Annotated in this window: 11 protein-coding genes and 1 riboswitch; of the genes, 2 read left to right on the top strand and 9 right to left on the bottom strand. The window is 61.1% G+C overall.

Annotated elements, in window-relative coordinates; translation table 11 throughout:
* Positions 1-72: 72 nt before the first annotated feature.
* Together alaS and ltaE are read right to left on the bottom strand one after the other, a co-directional pair.
* The gene (gene alaS / locus MKZ87_RS19690) at positions 73-2697 is read right to left on the bottom strand and encodes an alanine--tRNA ligase (protein ID WP_085683602.1); all 2625 of its coding nucleotides are present in this window, start codon (positions 2695-2697) and stop codon (positions 73-75) included.
* A 146-nt stretch (positions 2698-2843) separates the two neighbouring features.
* Positions 2844-3848, bottom strand: a complete 1005-nt coding sequence (gene ltaE, locus MKZ87_RS19685; protein WP_085701586.1) for a low-specificity L-threonine aldolase — start codon at positions 3846-3848, stop codon at positions 2844-2846.
* A 197-nt stretch (positions 3849-4045) separates the two neighbouring features.
* A riboswitch (FMN riboswitch) is annotated at positions 4046-4217 on the top strand.
* Between the two features lie 102 nt (positions 4218-4319).
* On the opposite strand from ltaE, the gene MKZ87_RS19680 reads away from it, so the two are divergent.
* Positions 4320-4829: a 6,7-dimethyl-8-ribityllumazine synthase gene (locus MKZ87_RS19680; protein WP_039772077.1), complete on the top strand. Its 510-nt coding sequence runs from the start codon at positions 4320-4322 to the stop codon at positions 4827-4829.
* A gap of 148 nt (positions 4830-4977) precedes the next feature.
* Here the strand turns inward: MKZ87_RS19680 and astE are convergent, their stop codons facing one another.
* The 7 genes from astE to MKZ87_RS19645 form a co-directional block, all read right to left on the bottom strand.
* The gene (gene astE / locus MKZ87_RS19675; protein WP_007951052.1) at positions 4978-5988 is read right to left on the bottom strand and encodes a succinylglutamate desuccinylase; all 1011 of its coding nucleotides are present in this window, start codon (positions 5986-5988) and stop codon (positions 4978-4980) included.
* A 12-nt stretch (positions 5989-6000) separates the two neighbouring features.
* Positions 6001-6291 (bottom strand): topoisomerase II, encoded by a 291-nt coding sequence (locus MKZ87_RS19670; protein ID WP_085701587.1) that lies wholly within the window; start codon positions 6289-6291, stop codon positions 6001-6003.
* Positions 6292-6350: 59 nt separating this feature from the next.
* Positions 6351-7697: an N-succinylarginine dihydrolase gene (gene astB / locus MKZ87_RS19665; RefSeq protein ID WP_085701588.1), complete on the bottom strand. Its 1347-nt coding sequence runs from the start codon at positions 7695-7697 to the stop codon at positions 6351-6353.
* A 138-nt stretch (positions 7698-7835) separates the two neighbouring features.
* The gene (astD, locus tag MKZ87_RS19660; RefSeq protein ID WP_234206549.1) at positions 7836-9305 is read right to left on the bottom strand and encodes a succinylglutamate-semialdehyde dehydrogenase; all 1470 of its coding nucleotides are present in this window, start codon (positions 9303-9305) and stop codon (positions 7836-7838) included.
* Positions 9302-10327, bottom strand: coding sequence for an arginine N-succinyltransferase (gene astA, locus MKZ87_RS19655; RefSeq protein ID WP_011335534.1), 1026 nt, complete (start codon positions 10325-10327; stop codon positions 9302-9304). Before astA ends, astD begins: the two co-directional genes overlap by 4 nt.
* A gap of 51 nt (positions 10328-10378) precedes the next feature.
* The gene (gene aruF / locus MKZ87_RS19650) at positions 10379-11398 is read right to left on the bottom strand and encodes an arginine/ornithine succinyltransferase subunit alpha (protein ID WP_064598807.1); all 1020 of its coding nucleotides are present in this window, start codon (positions 11396-11398) and stop codon (positions 10379-10381) included.
* A gap of 201 nt (positions 11399-11599) precedes the next feature.
* Positions 11600-12820 carry an aspartate aminotransferase family protein gene (locus tag MKZ87_RS19645; protein ID WP_085701590.1) on the bottom strand — a complete coding sequence of 407 codons (1221 nt, stop codon included), beginning with the start codon at positions 12818-12820 and terminating at the stop codon, positions 11600-11602.
* Between the two features lie 306 nt (positions 12821-13126).
* Between MKZ87_RS19645 and MKZ87_RS19640 the strand changes: the two genes are divergently transcribed.
* Complete coding sequence (locus MKZ87_RS19640) at positions 13127-20860, top strand: dermonecrotic toxin domain-containing protein (protein WP_234205815.1); 7734 nt, start codon at positions 13127-13129, stop codon at positions 20858-20860.
* The last annotated feature ends 24 nt before the right edge of the window (positions 20861-20884 follow it).

The following is a 20884-nucleotide window of genomic DNA, read 5'->3' as shown; positions in this document are numbered from 1 at the left end:
CATGAAGGGCGCCCAATAATCACTCAAACAGCCGCCCGGCCCGCCACTAGACTGCGGGCCCGACGGGCCGTCTTATAAACCCTGCTCGACGAATGGAACGGTCAGCGCCAGAGCGCCATCCAGTGCGCCGGCGTCGACACCGCCGCCCTGCGCCATGTCCGGACGACCACCGCCCTTACCGCCCACTGCCGCAGCAGCCTGTTTCATCAAATCACCGGCTTTGAGTTGGCCAGTCAGGTCCTTGGTTACGCCTGCAACCAGTACGACCTTTTCCTCATGGACACTGCCGAGCAGGATCACTGCGCGGCCGAGTTTGTTTTTCAGCTGATCGACCAGCGCCAGCAGCGCCTTGCCGTCCTGACCATCCAGGCGCACGGCCAGCACTTTCACGCCCTTGACGTCCACGGCCGAGGCCGACAGATCGTCGCCTGCAGCGGCGGCGGCCTTGGCCTGCAACTGCTCGAGCTGCTTTTCAAGCGCGCGGTTGCGCTCCAGCACAGCCGACAGCTTGTCGATCAGGTTGTCGCGGCTGCCCTTGACCAGGCTGGCCGCTTCCTTGAGTTGTTCTTCAGCAGCGTTCAAGTAAGCCAGAGCCGCTGCGCCGGTGACGGCTTCGATACGACGCACGCCCGATGCCACACCGCCTTCGCTGATGATTTTCAGCAGACCGATGTCGCCGGTACGGTTGGCGTGGATACCGCCGCACAGCTCGACGGAGAAATCACCGCCCATGCTCAGCACGCGCACATTGTCGCCGTACTTCTCGCCGAACAGCGCCATCGCGCCTTTCTGCTTGGCGGTTTCGATGTCGGTTTCTTCGGTTTCAACGGCGGAGTTCTTGCGGATCTCGGCGTTGACGATGTCTTCCAGCGCCTTGATCTGCTCCGGCTTGATGGCTTCAAAGTGGCTGAAGTCGAAGCGCAGGCGCTGACTGTCGACCAACGAACCTTTCTGTTGAACGTGATCGCCCAGCACTTTGCGCAACGCAGCGTGCAGCAAGTGAGTAGCCGAGTGGTTGAGCGAAGTGGCGTGACGCACGTCGGCTTCGACGTGGGTTTCCACCGGCGCCCCAACGATCAGGCTGCCCGACGCCAGCACGCCGTGGTGCAGGAACGCGCCGCCGGTCTTGGTGGTGTCGCGCACGTCGAAACGGCTGTTGCCGGCCTGCAGGTAACCGCAATCGCCAACCTGGCCGCCGGATTCGGCGTAGAAAGGCGTCTGGTTCAGAACCACAACGCCTTCCTGCCCTTCGCTCAAGACATCTACGGACTGACCGTCTTTATAGAGGGCAACGACTTTCGCCGAACCGCTGGTGGCGTGATAACCGGTGAACTCAGTGTCCACGTCAACCTTGACCAGGCTGTTGTAATCCAGGCCGAACGAGCTGGCGGAGCGGGCACGGACGCGCTGGGCTTCCATTTCACGCTCGAAACCGGCTTCGTCGATGGTCAGGCTGCGCTCGCGGGCGATGTCCGCGGTCAGGTCCATCGGGAAACCGTAGGTGTCGTAGAGTTTGAACACCACGTCGCCCGGAACCACGTCACCTTTGAGCTCGGCCAGATCCTGCTCAAGGATCTTCAGGCCCTGCTCCAGGGTCTTGGCGAATTGCTCTTCTTCGGCTTTCAGTACGCGCTCGATGTGCGCCTGTTGGGATTTCAGCTCAGGGAAGGCATCGCCCATCTCGGCCACGAGTGCGGCAACGATCTGGTAGAAGAAGCTGCCCTTGGCGCCCAGCTTGTTGCCGTGACGGCAAGCGCGACGAATGATCCGGCGCAGCACGTAGCCGCGACCTTCGTTGGACGGCAGCACGCCGTCGGCAATCAGGAAGCCGCAGGAACGGATGTGGTCAGCCACGACTTTCAGCGACGCCTGATTGTCGTTGCTGCAACCGATGGCCTTGGCCGAAGCGGCCAGCAGGCTCTGGAACAGGTCGATTTCATAGTTCGAGTGAACGTGCTGCAGCACGGCACTGATCCGCTCAAGGCCCATGCCGGTGTCCACCGACGGGGCTGGCAGCGGGTGCAACACGCCATCGGCGGTGCGGTTGAACTGCATGAACACGTTGTTCCAGATTTCGATGTAGCGGTCGCCGTCTTCTTCCGGCGAGCCCGGCGGGCCGCCCCAGATGTCGGCGCCGTGATCGTAGAAAATCTCGGTGCAAGGACCGCACGGGCCGGTATCGCCCATGGTCCAGAAGTTGTCGGACGCGTATGGCGCGCCTTTGTTGTCGCCGATGCGCACCATGCGCTCGGCCGGCACACCGACTTCCTTGGTCCAGATGTCGTAGGCCTCGTCATCGCTGGCGTAGACGGTGACCCACAGCTTTTCCTTCGGCAGGTTCAGCCACTTCTCGGAGGTCAGGAAGTTCCAGGCGTAGGTGATGGCATCACGCTTGAAGTAGTCGCCGAAGCTGAAGTTACCCAGCATTTCGAAGAAGGTGTGGTGACGGGCGGTGTAACCGACGTTTTCCAGGTCGTTGTGCTTGCCGCCGGCGCGCACGCATTTCTGGCTGGAGACGGCGCGGGTGTACGCGCGCTTTTCCTGGCCCAGGAAGCAGTCCTTGAACTGGTTCATCCCCGCGTTGGTGAACAGCAGGGTTGGGTCGTTGCCCGGAATCAAAGAGCTGGAGGCTACACGGGTGTGGCCTTGCTCTTCGAAGAAGCGAAGGAAGGCTTCACGGATTTCTGCGCTTTTCATTAGGTTCTTCCACGGAGGCTGCGGCCAAAGGCCTGTACGAAACGTCAACAGACGAAACGACGGCAAAGGGCCGCATTATATCGGCCCTGCGCGCGGGGTACAGCGTGTTTATACGATAGAAACGGTCAATTGGGTGGCTAACGCTGTCACTTGCGCGAAAACTCGACGAATGTCGCGACCACTTGCTCGATTTGCGCGCGGTTGACGTCCATGTGCGTGACCATTCGCAGCCGCGCGGCAGCGCTCAATTTGATCCCGCGCTCGGCAGCGAATGCCTTGATCGCATGGGCACGATCACCCATCTGCACGTAAACCATGTTGGTCTGCACCGGCTCGACACTGAAACCGGCCTCGCGCAAGCCTTCGGCCAGCAACTGCGCGTTGGCATGGTCATCCGCCAGACGCTCGACGTTGTGATCCAGCGCATACAGCCCCGCCGCCGCCAGCAATCCGGCCTGACGCATGCCGCCACCGACCATTTTGCGCAGGCGCCGGGCCTTTGCAATCAACGCCGACGAACCGCACAGCACCGAACCGACCGGCGCGCCGAGGCCTTTGGACAGGCACACCGAGACCGAATCGAAATACTGGGTGATTTCCCGGGCATCGACCCCGAGCTTGACCGCCGCGTTGTACAGCCGCGCGCCGTCCAGATGCAGCTGAAGGCCATGGCTCTGAGTGAACTGACGGGCACGGGCCAGATACTCCATCGGCAACACTTTGCCTTGCATGGTGTTTTCCAGCGCCAGCAGACGGGTGCGGGCAAAGTGGAAGTCGTCAGGCTTGATCGCCGCTGCCACCTGATCCAGGTCCAGCGAGCCATCGGCCTGCACTTCCAGCGGCTGCGGCTGGATCGAGCCGAGCACCGCCGCGCCGCCGCCCTCGTACTTATAGGTGTGCGCCTGTTGACCGACGATGTATTCGTCGCCGCGCTCGCAGTGCGCCATCAACCCCAGCAGGTTGCTCATGGTGCCGGTCGGGACGAACAGCGCCGCAGCAAAACCCAGCCGTTTTGCCAGTTCGGTCTCCAGACGATTGACCGTCGGATCTTCGCCATACACGTCGTCGCCGGTATCGGCGCGAGTCATCGCATCGAGCATGGCGGGAGTCGGTTGGGTGACGGTGTCGCTGCGAAGATCGATAACGCTCATGAACCTGGCCTCTGGTCAGCAGGGGAAATCCCTTTACGAAGACGAATTACTGCGGGCATGGCGCGGATTAATCAACCCTTGAGCAAGGAAAAGTCGTTTGTGTGCTTCGAAAAACTCGATGGCAATCATCACAAAGGCGCAATGCACTGCCCGGAAATCTGTGTTAAAAACGCTGCGCCGCCCGATAAAGGGCAGCGAAACGTTCTCAGGGCGGGGTGCAATTCCCCACCGGCGGTAATTGCGCGCAATGCGCATAGCCCGCGAGCGCTTGGTGACGTACACGGCAAATGCCGTGAGCGGCGGCAAGGTCAGCAGACCCGGTGTGATTCCGGGGCCGACGGTCACAGTCCGGATGAAGAGAGAACGGGATTGACGCCAAAGGGCCGTCCGCCGTATTCGTGCGAGCGTGCGTACCCTTGAATCCCTTTCGATTCATAACGCCCTGTTTTTCACACAAACAGGAGTCAGAACATGCAACCCACCGCTATCGACAGCAAAAGCAAACACCCTCACGGCGAGCGCGTCGCGTTCATCCAGGCCTGCTGGCACAAGGAAATCGTCGACCAGAGCCGCAAGGGCTTCCTCGCCGAAATGATCGCTCAGGGATATCAGGAATCGGACATCGATTTCTTCGAAGTCGGCGGCGCCTTTGAAATGCCTCTGCACGCCAAGCTGCTGGCCAAGACCGGTCGTTATGCCGGTATCGTTGCCGCCGCCCTGGTGGTGGACGGCGGAATTTACCGTCACGAGTTCGTTGCCCAGTCGGTGGTCAGCGGCCTGATGCAGGTTCAGCTGGAAACCGAAGTGCCGGTGTTCTCGGTGTCGCTGACCCCGCACCACTTCCATGCCGGCGAAGAACACCAGAAATTCTTCTTCGAGCATTTCGTGCACAAGGGTCAGGAAGCGGCGAAGACCTGCGCCGATACGCTGCAGAAAGTGCGTGCGTTGCGCCGCACCGAGCCGCGCGCTGTTGCGGTCTAAGCATCATAAAAAAACTGCCATGATGTTCCCACGCTCTGCGTGGGAATGCTGCCCGGGACGCTCCGCGTCCCTAAAGCGGACGCAGAGCGTCCATTAAGGCATTCCCACGCAGAGCGTGGGAACGATCAGTCATCTAGTAAGACGATCATCAGGCAAGATTTTCGTCAGTGGTCGGCACGATCAGGATGCCCGCCCGCAGGCCGTTCTTGACCTTGGGATTGGGGAAAATGATCCGCGCGCCCTGCTCTTCGATGATCCAGCGGGTATTGGCCAGGTCTTCGGCCAGCACATAACCCACATCCAGTTCCGAAAAGTTTTCGATGTCCGCCGGCAGGTTCAGGCGGAACGCATCGCTGTGCTTGATGATTTCCCGCGCCACGCTGAACAGTTGCAGACCGTCCAGGCCCTGCTCGGCCATCTCAGGCTCAGTGCCTTCGATGATCTGCTTCAGACGGGTTTCCAGCAGCGACACATTGACCCCGGCGTTCTGTCCGAACGGCCGCGCCTTGCCCAGCTCCAGCGTGAAGGACTCTGCACCCAGCTTGTCGTAGGTGTAGGAGCTGAACACGATCGACGGTTTGTTCTGCAACAGCACCGCTTCCATGCCGGCGGCGCGCAGGCGGGCCAGCTCGAGACGGGAATGCTGGCGACCTTCCTTCCACGGATACAAAGCGAACTGCTCGATCTTCGAACCACGAATCGCGGTGTGCAGGTCGTAGTGCAGACGCTGACGATCAGGAAGGCTGAAGAAACTTGCCGCCAGACGTTCCAGCTCGCAGGCGCGCAGGGCTTCGGAGCCGCTGCTTTGTTCGTGACGGCCATTGAACAGTCGATTGACATCCTGCTCTACGAAACGCTCGCCCTTGCGAATCGCTTCCGGGTTGCCGAACAGGAACAGAATGCGTGCGCGCGGCTTCAGGTCGCCGCGAGCGATGTCATGCAGCAGCCGGTCGAGCAATTCGATCGGTGCCGTTTCGTTGCCGTGGATGCCTGCCGACAACAGCAGGTCCAGGCCATTGTCGCGCGCTTCGGGTGGCCGGACTTCCAGCGCACCCTCGCTCAACCAGCGCATGCGCACGCCTTCGACAGTCAGTTGAGTCTTCTCCGCCGGTTCACGGCCGGCGAGGGTCAGTTCAAGCAGTTTGCCGAGGGCGAGCATAGAGCGGTTTCCTTAGTGATCGTGATTGCAATCCGGGCCGTGCACGTGGCCGTCCTCGTCGCCGAGGTCAGCCGGTTCCATCTCCAGTTGCAGACTTACCAGATTAGTCGCCAATGGACGCAACAGCAGGTTGGCGTACTCTTCGTCGCCCTCTTCGACGTCCACGCCGATCAGCAGTTGGCCGCGGCCGTCCTGCTGGATCCACAGCTCTTTGCCTTGCCACATGACCGCGACGCGGGTGCAGGAAGTTTGCAGTTGCGTGCCGTCAGTGTCTTCAAGGATCAGCTGCAGGGAATCGCTCATGTTTTACGCTCTCTTGGGGAGATGAAACCGTGCGCCGCGACGAGGCGGCGCACCGGTCATCAATTGATCTGGAATGGATAAACCGCGCCCAGTTTAAGGATTTGCGTCAGTTCATCCAGTGCCGTCCGGCATTCAAGCAGCAATTGCGGATCCGCCAGATCACTTTCGGTCAGGCGGTCGCGGTAGTGCTTTTCAACCCATGCGGTCAACGAACCGTACAACGGGGCGGTCATGATAACCCCTGGGTTGACGGCCGCCAGCTCGGTTTCGTTGAGCGCGACGCGCAGTCGCAGGCACGCCGGGCCACCACCGTTCTGCATGCTTTGCTTGAGGTCGAAGACTTTCACTTCGCGGATCAGGCCGCCGGAGCTGATCAGGCCTTGCAGGTAATTCCACACGCGCTCGTTGCCACGGCACTCTTCCGGCACGATCAACAGCATCGAACCGTCAGGACGCGACAGCAACTGGCTGTTGAACAGGTAGGAACGCACCGCATCGTCCACAGTGACCGCAGAACGCGGCACGCAGACCGACTGGAAGTTGCCGCCGACCTTGGCCAGTTTGGCTTGCAGTTCGGCCAGCATCTGATCGGTGTCGAGGAATGCGTCCTCGTGATAGAACAGCACCTCGCCGTTGCCCACCGCGATCACGTCGTTGTGGAACACGCCCTGATCGATCACCGCCGGGTTCTGCTGCGCGTAGACCACGCCGTCGTCACGCAGGCCGTGCAGACGGGCAACCGCTTGCGACGCTTCGAGGGTCTGGCGCGCCGGGTATTTCTGCGGTGCCGGGTAGCGGGTGTCGAACGCACTGCGACCGAACACGAAGAACTCGACACCGGCCTCGCCGTACTCACGGCAGAAACGCGTGTGGTTGGCTGCGCCTTCGTCGCCGAACTGCGCCACCGCCGGCAACGCGGCGTGGTGAGCGAAGTGTTGCTGGTTGGCGAACATCGCGCCCAGCACGCGACTGGTGGTCGGGTGCTCGATGCTGCGGTGGTATTTGCAGTTCAGGTTGGCGGCGGTGAAGTGCACGCGACCGTCAGCGGTGTCGGCGCTCGGGCTGACCGTAGCGGCGTTGGCCACCCACATGCTCGACGCCGAGCAACTGGCGACCAGCAGCGGCATCGCTTCTTTTGCAGCGCGCTCGATCACCTGAGCGTCGGTGCCGCTGAAACCCAGACGGCGCAAGGCAGCCACGTCCGGACGCTCCTGTGGTGCGAGGACGCCCTGCTGAAAGCCCATTTCCATCAGCGCTTTCATTTTTGCCAGACCTTGCAGCGCCGCTTCCTTCGGGTTCGAGGATTGCTGGCTGTTGCTCTGGGACGCAACGTTGCCGTAGGACAGACCACCGTAGTTATGGGTCGGCCCCACTAGACCGTCAAAATTGACTTCATAGGATTTCATCAGCGAGGCTCCACGAGAATCTGTTGTTATAGGCATCGGGTAACAATTCAATAAGACCGAGTCGCGGCCTTCGCGAGCAAGCTCGCTCCCACAGGAATCTCATCGTCCTTGTGGGAGCTGGCGTGCCAGCGATGGGCATCACGCCATCTTCACGCCAGGCGTCAGGGCCGCCGGCAACACCAGGCTCGGGGTTTCGAGCGAGGCCACCGGGTACGCGCAGTAATCCGCCGCGTAGTAGGCGCTGGCGCGGTGGTTGCCCGAAGCGCCGACACCACCGAACGGTGCGCTGCTGGCAGCACCGGTCAATTGCTTGTTCCAGTTGACGATCCCGGCACGGCTTTCCAGCCAGAACTGCTGGTAGCGCTCTTCGGAATCAGACAGCAGACCGGCGGCCAGGCCAAACGCGGTGTTATTGGCTTCGGCAATCGCCGCCGCGAAGTCGGCGTAGCGGATCACCTGCAACAGCGGGCCGAACAGTTCTTCATCGGAGCGCTCGGCAACCGCCGTCACATCAACGATGCCGGGGGTCAGCAGCGCCGACTGCGCCTGTGGCTGCGTCATTGCCAGCAGCGACACCGCGCCGTTGGCCAGCAGATGCGCCTGGGCATCCATCAACGATTTAGCCGCGCCGAGGGAAACCACCGAGCCCATGAACGGCGCCGGTTGCTGATCGAAAGCACCGACCTCGATGGTCGAGCTGACTTCCACCAGACGCTTGAGCAGGCTGTCGCCCCACGCGCCTTGCGGCACCAGCAGACGACGGGCGCAGGTGCAGCGCTGACCGGCGGAAATGAATGCTGACTGAATGATCGTGTAGACCGCTGCGTCGAGGTCGGCGACCTGATCGACCACCAGCGGGTTGTTGCCGCCCATTTCCAGCGCGAGGATCTTGTCCGGACGACCGGCGAACTGCTGGTGCAGGTGATTGCCGGTACGGCTCGAGCCGGTGAAAAACAGACCGTCGATGCCCGGGTTTGCCGCCAGTGCGATACCGGTTTCGCGGGCACCTTGCAGCAGGTTCAGCACGCCGGCCGGCAGACCGGCCTCGATCCAGCACTTGACCGTCAGTTCGGCGACTTTCGGGGTCAGCTCGCTGGGCTTGAACAGCACGCTGTTACCGGCCAGCAGCGCCGGCACGATATGGCCGTTCGGCAAGTGACCAGGGAAGTTGTAAGGGCCGAACACCGCGACCACGCCATGCGGCTTGTGGCGCAACACGGCGGTGGCGTCGCCCAACGGGCCGCTCTTCTCGCCGGTACGTTCGCGGTAGCTCTGCACCGAGATCGCGATCTTGTTGACCATGCTGGTGACTTCGGTCGCGGCTTCCCACAGCGGTTTGCCGGTTTCCTCACCGATGGTGCGGGCCAGTTCGTCGGCGTGTTTTTTCAGCGCGGCGGCGAACGCCTCGAGCACGCTGATGCGATCTTCCAGGGTACGACGGGCCCAGCCCGGGAACGCCTGACGCGCAGCCTGCACGGCCGACTCGACCTGAGCGGCGGTGGCGCCCTCCCCCGACCACAGCACTTGCTGGGTCACCGGGTTCAGCGATTGAAAGGCCTCGCCCTGACCGGCCAGCCACTCACCTGCGATGTATAGCGAATTCATTATTTCGACTCCCGTGCAGCGGACAACGCCACGGCGCGAACCTGATCGCCAGCGTTGAGTTGAAGACGTTTGGCGGTCAGCGGATCGACCACCAGCGTACCGGCGGCCAGACGGGCCGGCGCAGCCGTGATGCGGCAGTCTTCGCGTTTGCGGTTATGGATGATGAACGGCGTGGCATCGTCGCCCGGCGTGCCGATGGCCAGCACCAGCGCTTCGCTGTCACGCACCGCGCGGATCTTGCTGGTCTCGCACTCGATGGCCGGGCCGGCGTCGAAGATGTCGACGTAACCCTGATAGCTGAAGCCTTCGCTCTTGAGCATCGCCAGTGCAGGCTCGGTGTCCGGGTGAACCTGGCCGATGACATTGCGCGCGTCCGGCGACAGGAAGCAGGTGTACAGCGGGAATTTCGGCATCAGTTCAGCGATGAACGCCTTGTTGCCGACGCCGGTCAGGTAATCGGCCTGGCTGAATTCCATCTTGAAGAAGTGACGGCCCAGGCTTTCCCAGAACGGCGAACGGCCGGCGTCATCCGACACGCCGCGCATCTCGGCGATGATCTTGTTGCCGAACAATTCAGGGAATTCGGCGATGAACAGCATCCGCGCCTTGGACAGCATGCGGCCGTTGAGGCCGGTGCGGTAATCGGCGTGCAGGAACAGCGAGCACAGCTCGGAGTTGCCGGTCAGATCGTTGGCCAGGAACAGCGTCGGGATCTCGCGATAGATGTTCAGTTCCTGCGAGGCGCTGACGGTCAGGCCGACGCGAAAGTTGTACCACGGCTCGCGCAGACCGACAGCGCCGGCGATGGCGGAAATACCCACCACGCGACCGTTGTCGTCTTCGAGCACGAACAGGTAGTCCGCGTCGCCACGACCGGCTTCACCGCGAAAGGTCTTCTCGGCCCAGCCGACCCGGTGAGTCAGGCGTTCTTCGTTGGCCGGCAAGGTGGTCAGGCCGGTGCCGGTGCTGCGGGCTAGGTCGATCAGAGCGGACAAATCGCTGCTGCGTACGGGGCGAACAATCATGCTATCTCCTCAAACGGGCCGCCGTGGCCACCCGTGAAACTCGCTAAGGCGTTAAACCGCCACCAGGCGCACGCTGGCACCTTCACCGACGCCCAGGGCTTCGGCCGCTTCCAGATCCAGGGTCACCGGCTTGCCCGGCGCGTAATCCAGTTCCAGCAGTACCGCGCGGTAATCCTGCAACTGGGCATTGGCTACCAGATACTGGCGCCCGGCACCTTTGACCGGCTCGCCGAGCTTCACCGGCACCACACGGCTCTGGGCGATCGAACGGATCCCCGAAACCCGCGCATGCAGGGTCGGGCCACCGTCGAAGATGTCGATGTAGTGATCGGTCTCGAAGCCTTCGCGCATCAGGATGTCGAAGGTGATCTGCGCACGCGGGTGCACCTGGCCCATCGCTTCCTGAGCGGAGTCCGGCAGCAACGGCACGTAGATCGGGTAATGCGGCATCAGTTCGGCGAGGAACGTGCGGCTTTTCAGGCCACACAGACGCTCGGCCTCGGCGTAGTTCAGGTCGAAGAAGTTACGACCGATGGCGTCCCAGAATGGCGAGTCGCCGTTCTCGTCGCTGTAACCGACGATCTCGGTCACCACCGAATCGGCGAAACGCTCCGGATGGCTGGCAACGAACAGCAGACGGCCACGGGAGTTGAGTTCGGCCCACGGCGAACCCACCAGCTCGCGCTGCACATAGAAACTGGTCAGCAAGCTGTTGCCGGTCAGGTCGTGGCATTGCGAGAGCACGTGGATCTTGTTGTGGATCTTCAGCTCGCGGGAGGCGTGCACGAAGGTCTCGTTGCGAAAACTGTAGAACGGCTCGGAATAACCGGCCGACGCAACGATCGCCGAGCAGCCCACCAGCTTGCCGGTGGCGGTGTCTTCAAGGACAAAGAAATAACTCTCTTCGCCGTTGAAGCTCACTTCGGCGGCAAACGAGGCTTCGCTCGCGGCAATCTTGTCGCTCAGGCGTTCAACGTCATCCGGCAAGGAAGTGACACCAATCGGGCTGTCCGCAGCCAGACGCTGTACCTCGCCCAGATCAGCCATTTGCGCGGGGCGCATCACCAGCATGGTGTCACTCCTTTCTCTTATAAATTCACAGTAAAAAAACGCCGGACACTGTGGGAGCGAGCTTGCTCGCGAAGGCGGTTCACTCGTCGACAAACAGGTTGTCTGACCCACCGCATTCGCGAGCAAGCTCGCTCCCACTTTGATTTGCCCGGCATCAAAATTGGGTTCGGCGCCTGAAAGCTCCAGGCGCCGAAGGATCTATCAGGCTTGGGTCAGTTTCGCTGCAGCACGTTCGAAACGATCCAGACCGGCGTCGATGTCCGCGTCTTCGACCACCAGGCTCGGGGCGAAACGGATCACGTCCGGGCCGGCCTGCAGAATCATCAGGCCTTCTTGTTCAGCGGCGTTGAAGATGTCTTTGGCCTTGCCTTTCCAGGCATCGCTCAGCACGCAACCGATCAGCAGACCGAGACCGCGCACCTGGGTGAACAGGCCGTACTTCTCGCCGATCTGTTGCAGGCGGGTCTTGAACTTGTCGTGCTTGGCGTTGACGCCGTTCAGCACCTCAGGGGTGTTGATCACGTCGATCACCGCTTCAGCCACGGCGCACGCCAACGGGTTGCCGCCGTAAGTGGTGCCGTGAGTGCCGACAACCAGATGCTTGGCCAGCGCTTCGGTGGTCAACATTGCGGCGATCGGGAAACCGCCGCCCAGGCTCTTGGCGCTGGTCAGGATGTCCGGAACCACGCCGAAATGCTGGTAGGCGAACAGATTGCCGGTACGGCCCATGCCGGTCTGCACTTCGTCGAACACCAGCAGCGCGTTGTTCGCGTCGCACAGCTCACGGGCGCCTTGCAGGTACGCCTGCTCGGCCGGCAGTACGCCGCCCTCGCCCTGGATCGGTTCCAGAACGACCGCGCAGGTCTTGCCCGAAACAGCGGCTTTCAGCGCCGCCAGATCGTTGTACGGCACGTGGGTGATACCGGTGATTTTCGGGCCGAAACCGTCGGAATACTTCGACTGGCCGCCGACGTTCACGGTGAACAGGGTGCGGCCGTGGAAGCTGTTGAGCGCGGCGATGATTTCGTACTTCTCGGTGCCGAAACGGTCGAACGCGACGCGACGGGCCAGCTTGAAGGCAGCCTCGTTGGCTTCGGCGCCGGAGTTGCAGAAGAACACGCGCTCGGCAAAGGTGGCGTCGATCAGCTTGTGCGCCAGGCGCAGGGCTGGTTCGTTGGTGAACACGTTGGACACGTGCCACAGCTTGTTCGCTTGCTCGGTCAAGGCACCGACCAGCGCCGGGTGCGCATGGCCCAATACGTTGACGGCGATACCGCCGGCGAAGTCGATCAGCTCGCGGCCGGCCTGATCCCAGACGCGGGAACCGGCGCCACGCACCGGAATGAAAGCGGCAGGCGCGTAGTTGGGAACCATAACCTGGTCGAAATCGGCGCGTTGTACCGCAGCGTGCTCAACGGACATCGGAGTCTCCTGATGAGGGCCACCCGCCTGAAACTGGCGAGCGATGGGGGGATTGTAAGGACAGTTTTGTGCCCGGCCTTGTCGCCAAGCGACAACTTCTTATAGCGCAAACCCCGGATTTTCCCGGGTTTACGGCAATGCGACATATAGCGTCGCAAAGGCGCAGTTTAAACTGCCGCCGGCCATTGCAGCAGGCCTGCGAGCATATCAATTGCGAAGGCGCTGCCTGTCATACATCTCTACCACCTGCCGATGGCCGGCTGCTGTTTTGCTTGGGCTCCATTTCGATGCTCAAGGACGCCAACAATGCCATCCAATACCGGGCACTTGCCCGCCGTTCCACTCACGCCCGGCGCGGCGGCACTTAACCCTCCGTCTCACTATGAACCGCTGGTCAAAGCGCTTCCCGAATGGCTGGGCAAGGCCTCTCCGGCCCGGCGCCTCGCCCTGAAGAACAACCGCCACCGCCTCCACCATGCGGTGAAGGCAGCCCCGCGAGAGCAGCACGATGCCCTCAGAACGCTCATTGTCGAGTACATGAAGGCGCAAAACGGTGTCGATCAGGTGCTCGATCGCGTTCAGGACGCCAGTGCCTTCGCCGAACCGCTGCTGACCGAGGCGCTCAAATCAAGCTTCGGCGTTGACGTGAATGTCAGAGAAACCTTCCTGCACTTGTACATCCCCGTGACCGCATCCGGCATTACCACCGGCACCCGGACATGGACGGTGTCTCTGCTCGACGCGGCCTTGCATAACTTCGAGACCGACGAAACCGTCGCCGACGCCTATGCCGCCGGCTCATCGTTCGTTACCCGACCCTCGGCAAGCGGGGCATACGAAACGCTGGCGCCCCTCAACATGAATCCGGGGATTGCCCCTTTCACCCGACTGTGCCGGGAACTGGACATCGGCAGCCGCTACAAAACCTATCTCGAAGAAAACCTGGCGGTGTCCAGTCCGGTGGCTGCCGCAGTCTTGCGCCACAAGATCAATGCGGCGCAAAAAGCCGCACTGCGCGCCGCCCTGAAACTGGCGCGGATGAAGGGCGATATCGACCACGCGCATCTGCATGCGATTGAACGCCTGCTCGATGGTGCCCACAACGTGCAAATGAATGGCCAGCCGCTACTGTGCCAGGACCTGACGATGATGTCGGTCGAACTGACCGGGATTGTGCTGTTCGCACCCGACCTCGAACAGGTACGAACCGCGGCGCAGGTGGTGGCTTACATACCTGGCCACCCTGAACACCCGGTCAAGCAATACGCGTCTACAGCCCAACTGACAGAAGCGCTGATCCGGCAATTGCGCGAAGCGGCCTTCCAGCGATTCTTCAGCCGTTTTGTCGCCCACGATCAACGCGGGCAATTCTTCGGCCAGCTCAGGCAGCGCCTGAGTCAGGTGACCTATCACAAGCCGCAGGCCGGCGATTTATCGCCTCCCTGGCGCGAAACGCCAGTCGCAAGGCCGATTCTGCAAATTGCCGCTACGCCCATCGCCGGCGAACTCTGGGAACACCTCTATCAGCGCAAGTTGAACAAGATACTCAACGATGCCGCCGCGATCGCGATTTCCACTGCGACGGTTGATCGCAACGCTCGCTGGCAGCGCTGGGATGCACTGGTCAGTGTCGCCGAGTCGATCCTGGAAGCGGCCGCGTTCGTTGTTCTGCCGTTCGTGCCGTTTCTGGGTGAAATGATGATGGCGTACATCACTTACCAGTTGCTTGACGAAGTCTTCACGTTCGTTGTCGATCTGTCCGAAGGACTCACCACCGAAGCTTGCGAACACTTTTTTGCCGCACTGGAATCCATGATCCAGCTCGGTTCATTCGGAGTCGGAACCGGCATTGCCATGGCGGAACTCCCCAAAGTATTACCGCCCGAAGTGGTGGCGTTCATGGATCGCTTCCAGCCGGTGAAACTGCGCAATGGCAAGACCCTGTACTGGAAACCGGACCTGAAACCCTACGAGAGCCCATTGACCCCAGCGGCCGATTCCAGTCCCGACGCACAGGGTCTGCACCTGCTCGACGGAAAAAAACTGCTGCCTGCCGACCAGGCGCACTACACCGTCAGCGATCACGAACATCCCGGCAAGCTGCGCATCGAACACCCCACCGATCCGGATGCCTATCAGCCGATTGTGCGGCACAACGGCGAAGGTGCGTTTCATACCGAGCTGGAAAACCCGCTGCAATGGGACCGCGCCACCTCATTGCGACGTATCGGCCCACGCATGGAACCGTTTGCTGCGGCAAAGCGCGAGCGAATTCTGCAAGTCAGTGGTTACACCGAAGACGGGTTACGCAAAATGCACGTCAACCAGGAGCGAGTGCCACCCTTGCTGGCCGATACCATCGAGCGCTTCAAGATCGATCAGGACCTGCAGACCTTCATACAACAGCTCTCCAGCGACGACCCGACCGAGTACCGGATGGCCGATCCGTTGATTCAGCTGCAATTGCTCAACGAGCAGGGTTTGTGGCCTGCCAACCGGCGACTGCGCTTGCTCAACGCCCGAGGCGAAACCCTCTGGCAATCCTCCAGCGATGCGCAGCTTGCGCTGACAGACATTCACCAAGGCCAGCTGACCGACGGCGATCTGCTCAAGACCGTGCTGGAATCCCTCAGCGAGCCCGAAAAAAACACGCTGCTCGACGAAGAATTCGGGCAGGTGCTTTCCATTGAGGCCCGCACCCGGCGACTGCGCGCCAGACTCGCCGCAATCGCCGATCAACAGCGCCCGAACCTGTTCGAAAAACGCTATCAGGCACTTCAGCACCGCGATGCTCCACTGATAAAGGCGGTGGCCCGGCATGTGCCGCAACTGCCCGTCAGAATTGCCGAAGAGCTCATAGACACCGCCACGGGCACCGAGCTGCTGCAACTGGGTGATGGACAGTTTCCACAGCGTCAACAAGAGCTTTCCCAAACCGCCATGCACGAGCTGCGCATCACCCGCGCCTATGAGGGGCTGGAAATCGATTCGGTGCGTAATCCGGATTCCGAGATACTGGCCCTGCACAGCCTGCAGCTGTTGCCCGGCTGGCCCGAAGGCCTGAGCCTGGAAGTCCGTGACCTGACGTTTGCCGGAAACAGACTCGATGGCACCGGCCCCATGGATGCAGCCATCAAGAAAATCCTGGTACGTCAGGCCGATGGCCTGTGGCAACCGTTCGATTCGGACGGATTGCAATTGCACGGTTCGACGGACTTTTACACCTGCGTGCTTCAAGCCTTGCCGGACGCCCAGCGTCAGGCGTTGAACCTGCAGATCGGCGAAGGGCCGAAACTCCAGCAACTCATACGCGACAACCCGTTGCCCCGCTCCAACCTGCGTCTCACGCTGACCAACGCACCGGTGCCGGCCCCGGCACGCGACACCTTGCGCCTTCTGGGCACCGAGGGTTATTCACGCAATCGATCGACGGACAGCTCGCCGCCTACCCTGGAAACACGCACAAGAGACATGTTTCCAGGGATCACCCGGGACGGCCTGCAAGCGATGGTGCAACACCTGCAAAATCTTCCGGGAAATCCGGTTGCCGAACTCTCGCGCCTGCGCCTCGAATACGCACGCCTGGAGAGCGACCTCGATCAATGGCGGTTCAGGGCCATGCGGACCGATCCTGCGACCGGCCGGGAACTGTCCCTCGCCCAGCGGGAAGCCGCAGAGCGCAATCGCCATTTGTTTGCCCGCACCCTGCTCAGTTGCTGGCGCCGGGAAACCCTGGACCGAATTGGCTATCGCCTGCAGTTCAACGAACCGCTGTTGGGCGATCTCCCGCAGCTGTCAGCCGATTACAGCCATGTCGTCAGCCTGGAACTGAGTGGCAGCGGAACGTCCTCAGGCATCGCAGCGTTCATCAGTCACTTTCCTGAACTGAGGCGCCTCGATCTGCGCAACTTCGACCTGCACGATCTGCCAACAGTTATCGCAAAGCCCTCCCTGCGCCAACTTCGGCTGCGCACATGCGAGATCGTACTGACCCCGGAAAACCAGGCACTGCTGGCCTCCCTTGATGAATTGATCGAACTGGACCTCAAGGACAACCCGCTGGGCACACGCCTTGATGTCACCCGCATGTCATCGCTGACCTACCTCAATCTCTCCCGCACCGCGATCGCCGAGGTGCCTTTCGGGGTGATCGACCACCCGAGAATCAGAAGCGCATGGTTGAGCGAAAACCTGATCACCTCTGTGCCTGATGCCCTGTTTGAACTCACGCCCGATGTCGGCGCCGGGTACGACCTCTCGGGCAACCCGCTCTCTGCGGCCACGCGCGAACACATCAAAAACTATTTCACCCGGACCGGACTCAATTTCGGCGTGCGTGCCGAGCAGGCTGATATAGCCCGAACCCGGGCGCTGTTTCCGGATATCGATGACGGCCAGGCCAGCAGCCTGATCTACAACCTGCCCGGCTCGCTGAATCAGGGTCGCCTGCAACTGACCGTGTGGGAAACGGAGCTGGCCACGCTGAACGCCGATCTGGCTTCATGGGCAAGAGATATTCCCGACCGCGATCCAATCAGTGGCACCACACTGGAGGCGAATGAGCGCTTTACCGAAATTGACGCCCGCGAAACTTTCGCCGGCAATCTGTTGCGCCTGTGGCGACACCGCTCAACCAGCCCTCCATACGTCAGAGCCGACGTCCTTTCGATCCAGGCCAACTTCAGGGGGGATTTGCCGGTATTGAACGCCGATTTCAGCCATATCACTCAGCTGACTCTCAACGGCAACAAGGGGATTGGCGGCAACACGGCATTCCTGAGAAGTTTCCCCCGACTCAGACAGCTGATGCTGCGCAACGGCAAGATTGATCAGTTGCACACGATGCTCAATGGCCTGCCGATGATGGAGATACTGGTCATGGAAAACTACGGTGTGACGTTCACTGCCGAGTCGCTGACAGCGCTGGCCAGCATGCCTGGGCTCGAGTCACTGGAACTGCCCGGCAACACGCTGGGGCTGGCGCCCGACCTGCAAATGCTGAACTCACTGACCTATCTCGATCTGTCGCGCACCGGCCTTAGGGAAATACCGTCCGGTCTGATCGGCCACCCGAGACTCGAGACCGTTATTCTCAGCGAGAACCAGATCACCGAGTTGCCGGAAGGTTTGTTCGAAATACCGAATCAGGTCGCCGACGGCTATGACCTGTCGAACAACCCGCTGAATGCGGCCACCCGCGAACGTATCAAGCAACACCAGCGTGAAGCCGGCCAGGATTTCGCGGTGCTCGCCGACCGCGCAGATATCGAGTCCATCCAGCAACTGTTTTCCGACCTCGATGATCAAGATGCCAGCGACGTGTTCTACAGCTTGCCGGGGTCGATCGAGCATGGTCGCAGCCAGGTCAGGCACTGGCAGGCGGAACTACGTCAAATGAAAGACGAACTGCTGCAGTGGGAGGCGGCTGCGCCGAACATTCACCCGCTTACGGGACAGAGGCTGACCCCGTGGCAGATGTCGGCGATGCGTACCAGCCGGCGGGTTTTCACCCAACGTATTGAAGAACTGTGGCGCCACCGGTCTGCCGAAAAACCCACGGAGCGCGGCGATGTACTGATGGCCAGTCTGACCTTCATTGGAGACTTGCCTGAGCTGTCGGCCGACTTCAGTCATATTCTCGACCTGACGCTCGATGGCAATCCGAATCTGGGCAATATCGACGCGTTCCTCTCGGGCTTTCCCGGCCTGCGCCACCTGGAATTGCATGATTTCAGACTCGAGCACCTGCCACAGGCTTGCGAACGCATGCCTTTACTGGAGCGTCTGGTGCTGGAGTCCTGTGGGCTGAGCCTCACACCGCAAACCCAGGCCCGCCTCTCTTCAATGAGCCGATTGCAGTTCCTCAATCTCAGCCATAACCCGCTGGGTGCCACACCACAGTTGAATACATTGCCGGCACTGGCCCGCCTGCGTCTGGTAGACGCCGGGATCTCTGAGCTGCCGGACGGCCTGATCGAACACCCGACGCTGAAAATGGCTGACTTCGATCAAAACCGGATCAGCGAACCGCCCGACAGTCTTTACCAACGCTCGGCACTGTCGCCCAAGCAATTCACCTTGAGGGATAACCCTCTGTCCCCGGCCGCTCGCGACCGGATCAAGACCCACTACCAGCGCAATCGGCAGAACTTCGGGGTATCGATGCCACAGGCCGACATCGACCGTGTACGCGCACTGTTTCCAGCACTGGATGCCGAGCAAGCGAATCAGTTGCTCTATTGGTTGCCGGGAACAATGGATGAGGGACGTGCCCGGATCGGCCACTGGGAAACGGAGTGGCAGCAGATGAATGCGACTCTCGGAGAATGGGCCGCAGAAATTCCCGAACGACATCCATCCAGCGGCATACGACTTACCGATGAGGAAAAAGCCGCTGAGCGCGCCGGGCGTGATCAATATCGCCGTGACCTGCAAGCGTTCTGGCGAGAACGCTCGACAGTCCGCCCCGAAGTTCGCTCGGACAGCCTGACTCTCAACCTGTCCTTGATCGGTGAATTGCCCCCACCGAGCGCAGACTTCAGCCACGTCACGGCGCTGTCGATAACCGGCACTGGCCGATTGCGCATCGGCGACAACTTCTTCAGCACGTTCACAGGGCTGAAGACTCTGGAATTGCGTGATTTGGGATTGCGGCAGATACCGGCCTCATTCAGGCAGATGTCAGCCATGGAAAGCCTGGTGCTGAGCAACTGCGCCTTGAAACTGGATGTCGAAGGTCGCGCCACTCTCGCCACGATGACAGGCCTGAAAAAACTCGATCTGTACAACAATCCGCTGGGGCTGGCACCGCACATTGATACCCTGCCGAATCTGGATTTTCTGGATTTGGCCAGCACCGGGTTGGACGAATTGCCTGCCGGGATAATCAATCATCCGACGCTGGGCATCGCCATTTTCAACAACAATCGCATCAGCGAAATTCCTGATGAGATTTTCAACTTGCCGGCAGAAAACGGTGACGGCTACGACTTTGGCAAGAACCCCCTGAGCCCTGCGACTCGCGAGCGGGTCAAGGACTACTTCAGACGTACCGGCAGTGATCTCGGCGTGCTTGCCGATGAGAGGGATCTCGCTCGGGTGCAAACCCTCTACCCCAGTCTGGATGATGAGCAGGCCAGCACCCTGTTTTATCGTTTGCCCGGCAGTCTGGCCGACGGTCGCAACGAACTGACACGTCTGGAAAAGGTACTGAGCGATCTCAACCGCAATCTCGCTCGCTGGATCAGCGACATTCCGCTCGATCCGCGCACCGGCGAGCCACTGTCCGAAACCGCGCGATCGCACCAGGAGCAACTGCGCTCACAGTTCGCCGAGGAACTGCTGACCTGCTGGCGCAAGGTTCCGCTGGAAGACTCGACCCTCGACGCTTACGCGTTCAACCATGCGATTAACTTCGCCGGAGACCTGCCGATACTGGGCACCGAATTTCCTCACGTACATGATCTGTATCTGACGGGCGACGGCCACTCGACGCGACTCGGGCATTTCCTTGAAGCGTTCCCCAATATCGACAGCCTGGCCATCCGGGCAATCCATCTGGGCGACATACCCAAGGACATTTACACCCTGAATCGACTGACAGCCCTGAGCCTTTCGGATTGCGGAATCAGCCTGACACCCGAATCTGTGGCGGCACTGGCAGGTATGGATAAGCTCGAGGTGCTCAACCTGAGCGACAATCCTCTGGGACTGACCCCCGACCTCAGCAACCTGCAGAGCCTGACCGAACTGGACCTGAGTCATACCGGAATCTCCGAAATCCCGAAAGGCGTGCTGGAGAACCTGCACTGGGGTGAGATTGACCTGTCCGGCAATGCCATTACCGAAGTGCCGGAAACCCTGATGGAAGTGCCCCCGACCATCGGTGACCGCTACGACTTGGGCGGCAACCCATTGTCGGCACAAAGCCTGGCGCGCATCCGCGCCTACTATGAGGAAACGGGTAACGACCTGAACGTCGCAGGCATTGACGGCACTCCACCACCACAGGTGAGGCCGGATATGGAAATAGAAGACTGATCGAGCTGCAGCCATGGCCGCTCG

The organism is Pseudomonas sp. MCal1 (genome assembly GCF_026341415.1).
Lineage (GTDB): Bacteria > Pseudomonadota > Gammaproteobacteria > Pseudomonadales > Pseudomonadaceae > Aquipseudomonas.
The sequence above is the reverse complement of the archived record's forward strand: the minus strand, read 5'-3'. Positions and strand labels throughout refer to the sequence as shown.

What these genes read in the sequence shown, in the direction of transcription:
- ltaE (WP_085701586.1), bottom strand. Translation starts at nt 3,848, where the DNA reads ATGAGCGTTATCGATCTTCGCAGCGACACCGTCACCCAACCGACTCCC.
- alaS (WP_085683602.1), bottom strand. Translation starts at nt 2,697, where the DNA reads ATGAAAAGCGCAGAAATCCGTGAAGCCTTCCTTCGCTTCTTCGAAGAG.
- astE (WP_007951052.1), bottom strand. Translation starts at nt 5,988, where the DNA reads ATGCTCGCCCTCGGCAAACTGCTTGAACTGACCCTCGCCGGCCGTGAA.
- astA (WP_011335534.1), bottom strand. Translation starts at nt 10,327, where the DNA reads ATGATTGTTCGCCCCGTACGCAGCAGCGATTTGTCCGCTCTGATCGAC.
- astB (WP_085701588.1), bottom strand. Translation starts at nt 7,697, where the DNA reads ATGAAATCCTATGAAGTCAATTTTGACGGTCTAGTGGGGCCGACCCAT.
- MKZ87_RS19640 (WP_234205815.1), top strand. Translation starts at nt 13,127, where the DNA reads ATGCCATCCAATACCGGGCACTTGCCCGCCGTTCCACTCACGCCCGGC.
- aruF (WP_064598807.1), bottom strand. Translation starts at nt 11,398, where the DNA reads ATGCTGGTGATGCGCCCCGCGCAAATGGCTGATCTGGGCGAGGTACAG.
- MKZ87_RS19670 (WP_085701587.1), bottom strand. Translation starts at nt 6,291, where the DNA reads ATGAGCGATTCCCTGCAGCTGATCCTTGAAGACACTGACGGCACGCAA.
- MKZ87_RS19680 (WP_039772077.1), top strand. Translation starts at nt 4,320, where the DNA reads ATGCAACCCACCGCTATCGACAGCAAAAGCAAACACCCTCACGGCGAG.
- MKZ87_RS19645 (WP_085701590.1), bottom strand. Translation starts at nt 12,820, where the DNA reads ATGTCCGTTGAGCACGCTGCGGTACAACGCGCCGATTTCGACCAGGTT.